At 31.7% G+C, this 5,747-nt stretch carries 4 protein-coding genes and 4 pseudogenes; 3 read left to right on the top strand and 5 right to left on the bottom strand.

The features are described from left to right. Positions 1-237 precede the first annotated feature (237 nt). Positions 238-630, top strand: a pseudogene (locus DSY56_RS11420) (tyrosine-type recombinase/integrase); the annotation flags it as partial. Between the two features lie 331 nt (positions 631-961). Here DSY56_RS11420 and DSY56_RS11415 read toward each other — a convergent pair. Further along, positions 962-1,618, bottom strand: a complete 657-nt coding sequence (locus DSY56_RS11415) for a hypothetical protein (RefSeq protein ID WP_112445794.1) — start codon at positions 1,616-1,618, stop codon at positions 962-964. Between the two features lie 320 nt (positions 1,619-1,938). Here DSY56_RS11415 and DSY56_RS12695 point away from each other — a divergent pair. Continuing rightward, positions 1,939-2,316: pseudogene (locus DSY56_RS12695) on the top strand (hypothetical protein). Between the two features lie 110 nt (positions 2,317-2,426). Here DSY56_RS12695 and DSY56_RS11405 read toward each other — a convergent pair. Together DSY56_RS11405 and DSY56_RS11400 are read right to left on the bottom strand one after the other, a co-directional pair. Then, positions 2,427-3,362 (bottom strand): hypothetical protein, encoded by a 936-nt coding sequence (locus DSY56_RS11405; RefSeq protein WP_050242558.1) that lies wholly within the window; start codon positions 3,360-3,362, stop codon positions 2,427-2,429. 65 nt (positions 3,363-3,427) lie between these two features. Beyond that, positions 3,428-3,764: pseudogene (locus DSY56_RS11400) on the bottom strand (helix-turn-helix domain-containing protein). Between the two features lie 339 nt (positions 3,765-4,103). On the opposite strand from DSY56_RS11400, the pseudogene DSY56_RS11395 reads away from it, so the two are divergent. Then, positions 4,104-4,328 (top strand): annotated as a pseudogene (locus DSY56_RS11395) (transposase); the annotation flags it as partial. Positions 4,329-4,591: 263 nt separating this feature from the next. On the opposite strand, the gene rpsI reads toward DSY56_RS11395, so the two are convergent. Continuing rightward, positions 4,592-4,984 (bottom strand): 30S ribosomal protein S9, encoded by a 393-nt coding sequence (rpsI, locus tag DSY56_RS11390; RefSeq protein WP_000075973.1) that lies wholly within the window; start codon positions 4,982-4,984, stop codon positions 4,592-4,594. A gap of 18 nt (positions 4,985-5,002) precedes the next feature. Next, positions 5,003-5,449 (bottom strand): 50S ribosomal protein L13, encoded by a 447-nt coding sequence (gene rplM, locus DSY56_RS11385; protein WP_001044624.1) that lies wholly within the window; start codon positions 5,447-5,449, stop codon positions 5,003-5,005. Between the last annotated feature and the right edge of the window lie 298 nt (positions 5,450-5,747).

Here is a 5,747-nt window from a genome sequence, read left to right as displayed (position 1 = left end):
GGATTTCGGAACTTTGAAAACTTCAAAAAACGGATTTTTATCGCTCTGAATATCAAAAAAGAAAGGACGAAATTTGTCCTTTCTCGAGCTTAGCTTTTCTTCAACCCACTACAGTTGACAAAGAGCCTAAAATCCTAAAAACGCATACTATCAGGTATTGAAAAACTTGATAGGATGCGTTTTATTATGGAAATATTTCCTTCATTTTCTCCTGAAATAGGTTTTTGCTAGCCTATTTTCTCTATTTCTAATGACTTACTTCAGCTTCTTACCTCTTAGGAAAAACATCAAAAGGCTGAACTATCAAAGTTTGGAATTATCCAATCCGATGAACAATATGTCTTTACTTATATCGATATGAAGGGTAACGTTAATAGCCCTCTACACTCTGACTATCTTAATAATAAAATGAAATCTGTCAAACGTCGTCATCCTGAACTTAAGCATACTACACCTCATAAATTACGACATACAGGAGCAACATTAGCAAAACAGGCTGGAACGTCTATTGAAGCTATTTCTGAAGCTCTAACCCATAGTGACACGATTTCAACTAAGACTTATGTCAACACTTCAAATGTCATTCCAATGGCTGTTGGAGAGATTGCCTATCGTAATCTTAAAAAGTAATGGTGTGAACCATGAAGTGTTGTAAATGCTGTATTGTAGCTGGTTCTTAACGTTTAGAGAACTGGCTAGCTTTACGAGCTTTCTTAAGACCTGGTTTGACAAGGGTCTGTTTCAGATAATTTTAAAATAGCCTAATATCAATAACTAATTGTTTTCTAATATCCCTTAATTTCAAAAAAGTTTGATTAAATTTGATTGAAATAGGGAAATTTATTTAATAAATTGCTCAGTGTTTATAAGTCAACAATGCAAAAACTATAAAAAACGAGTTCAACTCCTTCTTTGTCAAATAACATAAAACATCTGAATCAGAAATACTCAAGTATAGAGCTTAGCTTCTCATTGCGTTCATTATTGAGTTTTCTTTTAAACTCAATAGTTCTTTAAAGTAATCTATATCACTGTTTCTATTTGTTGTTTCAAAAATATATCTCCGATAAGTGTCTTCATGGTTAAAATTTATTTTAGGAGTTCGAAATATATGATAATACACATCAATATTCTTTTCTTCAAGTAGTCGTTTTGCATCCATATGAATTTCTAATGACACTTCAATATCTCGATGCATAAACTCATTATCGTTAAGCATAATGTATATGATAGAAGCTACTAAAAATGTCATCCCACCAATAGGTTTTTCACCCAAAAATGCATTATTACTACTAATCCGGCCGAATTGTAAAGTAGTTTTTCCTAATTCGAATGAATTAACCATCAAATTTGCTTCAGAAATAATTTTACCATTAAAATATAATTGAAATCGAGATCCAAGTTTTAGAAAAGACAGAAAGCCTTCATTCTTATTAAAATCTTTATAGCTGTATTTTGGATAAATTTTTCCGTTCCAACCATCGCCATCTATTGTAAAATATAAGTCTTCCGTTGTAAGAAATATATTGTTTCTCTCATCAGACTTGAAATTGTTTCTCTTATCAGACTTGAAAATTTTACTAATCCAACTATTTATCTTATTTTTTATCTTATACATTCTAAATTCCTAGTATTCTATTTTCTTAATATTCTACAGTCTATCACTGCATGTATATTATAACAAAAATATGTTCAAGAAAACAACTATTTTGAAATCCTTGTCTGTTATAACAGATTTGATATTCTGATATACTACATAAGAAAAGGAAATATACCTTTAAAAAATCTTTTCTAATGTTTATAAAGTTTTCTATTTAATCGTACATTCTTATTTCCGAAAGATAATGATTTTCCCGAAAGAAATAGATCAACCTAAAAAATTACTGTATTACTTATGTAATGTTTCTTTAATATAATATAGAAATAAAAAGTATGTAAATGAAAAGATTTATCACATTACTTTTAGTGTCTCTATCTACAATTTTATTAATTGCATGTTCTAACCAATCAAGCAATTCTTTAGATGGCGAATACCGTTGAATAAACGAGAGTAGAAATGAAGTTGCCTTTACCATTTCAGGTAACAAAGAAAATAGCAACAAAGGAGAGGCTGACACCTTTACAATTGATAAAGATAGTGCAACAATCGAACTGACTGGCTCTAATATCATAAACCGAAAAGAGAATTATACCTTCAAGGATGACGTATTCACTGTAGATATTTCAGGAACAAAGCAGGAGTATTACAAAAAGAATAGTGAAGAAATACAGCGACAAGTAAAACCCTCAAACTATTTGATATTCTTTATACAATAAAAACGCTTTCGGGGTCAGTACACACCCGCATAGCGGAGTTAGGCGGACTAATAGTCACATAATAAAAATTTACTTAAAGTCAGATTTTAAATACTGTAGAATAGTTCTTTCTAAAACTTACTCCCAAATTTTTTTGTAGGTAAATAAAATTCAGCATAAGGTTTCTCTAACACATACAATGATATAAACTGACATGATAAAAAATGAACATAACGAATATTATTTTCTGAAATTTCACAAATTTTCCCGTGTGCTATACTATTTCTAATATCGACTAATTCATGAATTATTCTACTATTAATTTCAAAAAATTTTGTTTTAATCTTCGGATTCAGAAATTCATAATTTTCAGCTATTTTTATTTTTAGTTGATTCCATGCTAGTAATATCCTTGTATAATTTCGACCTTTAAGAAACCTATCTAAAGAGTTTATAAGATCTCCAGATAAATTATCTATAGAATCTATATCTAATTCTGTTGATAGTGAATCAGTTAATAAATTATTTAAAAATGATTGTGTTTGAACTTTACGTTGTTGGTGTTTAGTTTTATAGAATAATCTTTCTCTTTCTATCACTAGTTTAGCAATTATCTCAATTGGTTTGAAACACATCAAAAATTCATCTTCAATATATTCTCTGTATTCATGTTGCAAACCAATACTATACATTCTCATTAAATCTAATATAAGTTGACGTTTTTTTCTATTTTTCTTTCTATTTAAACTATTTTCAATTATTTGCAATTTTGTTAGCCATTGAGACATCTTATCTTGTTGTTTTACCTCTGGTAAAACTTCATTGTATTTTGATATACTTCTTATAACAAGAGGTATATTAGTAAAAAATGACAAAATAGTTAAGCACTCTTCAATGTTTTGCTTTTGATCTGAAATGACTTGCAAATACTTATTTTCCTTAGTATATATGAACTTTAAAGTACATCTCCAAAATTTGAAGCATGCTCCGTTAGGTAAATCAAAGGCCGTTCCCCATGTATCCCATATATCATCGAACTCATTAAAATCTATTATTGCCGTATACATTAATATAGCTCCTTTATAAAATAAATATGTTATTTCAGTTTAAATATTCTATTAGACGATTACATTTACAGTTTTTTATTTTCTTCCAAAATCTTTTTTCGTTCTTCCATAAACTCAATCAACTTTTTCTTAAATACTTCCTTTTCTTTTCAGTCAATCCTTTTAAGTTCATACGGAAAAGTAATCCAATGTTGTCTAATTCATTTGATTTTTCTTCTGAGTTTCCAACTAAATAGTCAACTGTAACATCCAATACTTGTGCAATCTTAACAAAATTTTCCTGTGTTGTTTTTTTAATCCACGTTCCCATGAAACATATGCCTGTTGGGAAATTTCAGCTATTTGAGCTTGTGTTAGTTTTACTTGTTTCCTTAGTGTTTTCAAGCGTTCTGAGAATTCCATATGTTACCTCAAAAAATTATTTTAAATTCTTGTAGAAAAATGTTGACATCCACAACCATAGGTTATTAAATACAATTAACAACTTTTAGTTGTATAGCGATTAAAAATAATAACCTTATATTCAAGGCTAAATCACAATCTTTAAAAAATTAAATAAACAGTGTGTCTAACAACCAGAGGATTGATTGTCAAAACTACACTAAACTTCATACCTTTATTGTAAATGTTTTTGAAAAAAAGTCAAGTCCTTATATGGTTGAAGTGAAGATATAAAACATTTGGTAACTTTGTTTAAAATCTGTACTATATACCATATATTTATTATAATATGCTTTTTTAAAACTAAGCAACTATATTATGGATAATGCAGGATTCCATAGAATGGGTAAGCTAGAGCGCTTATGTGAATAATTTGGGCATAAACTTTTACCACTTCCTCCCTACTCACCTGAGTACAATCCTATTGAGAGAACATGGGCTCATATCAAAAAGCACCTCAAAAAGGTATTACCACGTTGCAATACTTTTTTTAAGGATCTTTTGTCTTGTTATTATTTCAATTGACTATAATTTCCCTAAAACAATAAGGTAAACTTTGAGGTAAACTTTTTAAAAAAACACCCCATGGTGTGAACCATGAAGTGTTCCGAAACGTTGATAGTATAGTATTGATTAACGTTTTGAGCCAACTGGCCTTGGTCCGGTCGCAGCCACATTTGCAAGCGACTAAAGTCGCAACAACTGTGTCAATTGCACCAATTTAGTAAGAAAGTACAAAAAAGAACACCCCGAAAGGTGCTCTTTGTAAGTATAATAATTCTTTCGAATTAACGTTTACTAAATTGTGATGCTTTACGAGCTTTCTTAAGACCTGGTTTCTTACGTTCAACTTTACGTGAGTCACGTGTAAGAAGTCCTGCGCGTTTCAATGAATCGCGGAAGTCTGGGTCTACTTGAAGAAGGGCACGAGCGATACCGTGACGGATAGCTCCTGATTGACCAGCGTATCCACCACCTACAACGTTAACGAAAACGTCGTATGAACCTACAGTTGAAGTAACTGCAAATGGTTGGTTGATGACAAGACGAAGGTCAGCGTGTGGGATGTACTCTTCAACATCTTTTTTGTTAACAGTGATTTTACCAGTTCCTGGAACAAGGCGAACGCGTGCAACAGCGTTTTTACGACGTCCAGTACCTGCATATTGTGCTTGTGACATACTTTATTGTTCCTTTCCTTAGATAAGTCCTGAAATGTCAAGAACTTCTGGTTGTTGTGCAGCGTGAGTGTGCTCAGCTCCAACAAATACTTTCAACTTCATACCTTGAGCGCGTCCAAGTGTATTGTGCGGAAGCATACCTTTAACTGATTTCTCGATCAAACGTACTGCATTTTTAGAACGAAGTTCACCTGCAGAGATTTGTTTCAATCCACCTGGGTGGTTTGAGTGAGTGTAGTAGATTTTATCAGTTGCTTTTTTACCAGTCAATTTAACTTTTTCAGCATTGATAACAATCACAAAGTCACCTGTATCAGTGTGTGGTGTAAATGTTGGTTTGTTTTTTCCGCGAAGTACGCTAGCAACTACTGCAGAAAGACGTCCAAGTGGTACATCAGTTGCGTCAACTACGTACCATTTACGTTCAACTTGGCCTGGTTTAGCCATAAATGTTGTTTTGTTCATGATTTCTCCTATATATAGTTCGATTTTTGTTTACGGTGATGGGTGTTCCTTCCCATCGAAAAGTATTTGGAAGGTTCCGGGGCCTTTCAAATGGGGTAAACAATACCGCCTACTATAATACCAAATTTCACCCCTAAAAGTCAATAGATATGAAAAATATTTTTCTAAATGTAACTTCTCAAAGTAACTTCCACTTGCCTGACCAAAGTGGAAATTAGTCTAAAACGGATTTTTATGGTGGAATTAAGTGTGAGACGTTTGAGTTAGAAACGAGGTCTACTATGACAAAACATAAACA

This window comes from Streptococcus sp. 596553 (genome assembly GCF_900411395.1).
Taxonomy (GTDB): domain Bacteria; phylum Bacillota; class Bacilli; order Lactobacillales; family Streptococcaceae; genus Streptococcus; species Streptococcus mitis_BA.
Note: the sequence above shows the minus strand (reverse complement) of the source record. Positions and strands in the feature narration are given on the sequence as shown.

Coding starts and splice junctions, on each gene's coding strand:
- DSY56_RS11415 (WP_112445794.1), bottom strand. CDS start 1,618: ATGTATAAGATAAAAAATAAGATAAATAGTTGGATTAGTAAAATTTTC.
- rpsI (WP_000075973.1), bottom strand. CDS start 4,984: ATGTCACAAGCACAATATGCAGGTACTGGACGTCGTAAAAACGCTGTT.
- DSY56_RS11405 (WP_050242558.1), bottom strand. CDS start 3,362: ATGTATACGGCAATAATAGATTTTAATGAGTTCGATGATATATGGGAT.
- rplM (WP_001044624.1), bottom strand. CDS start 5,449: ATGAACAAAACAACATTTATGGCTAAACCAGGCCAAGTTGAACGTAAA.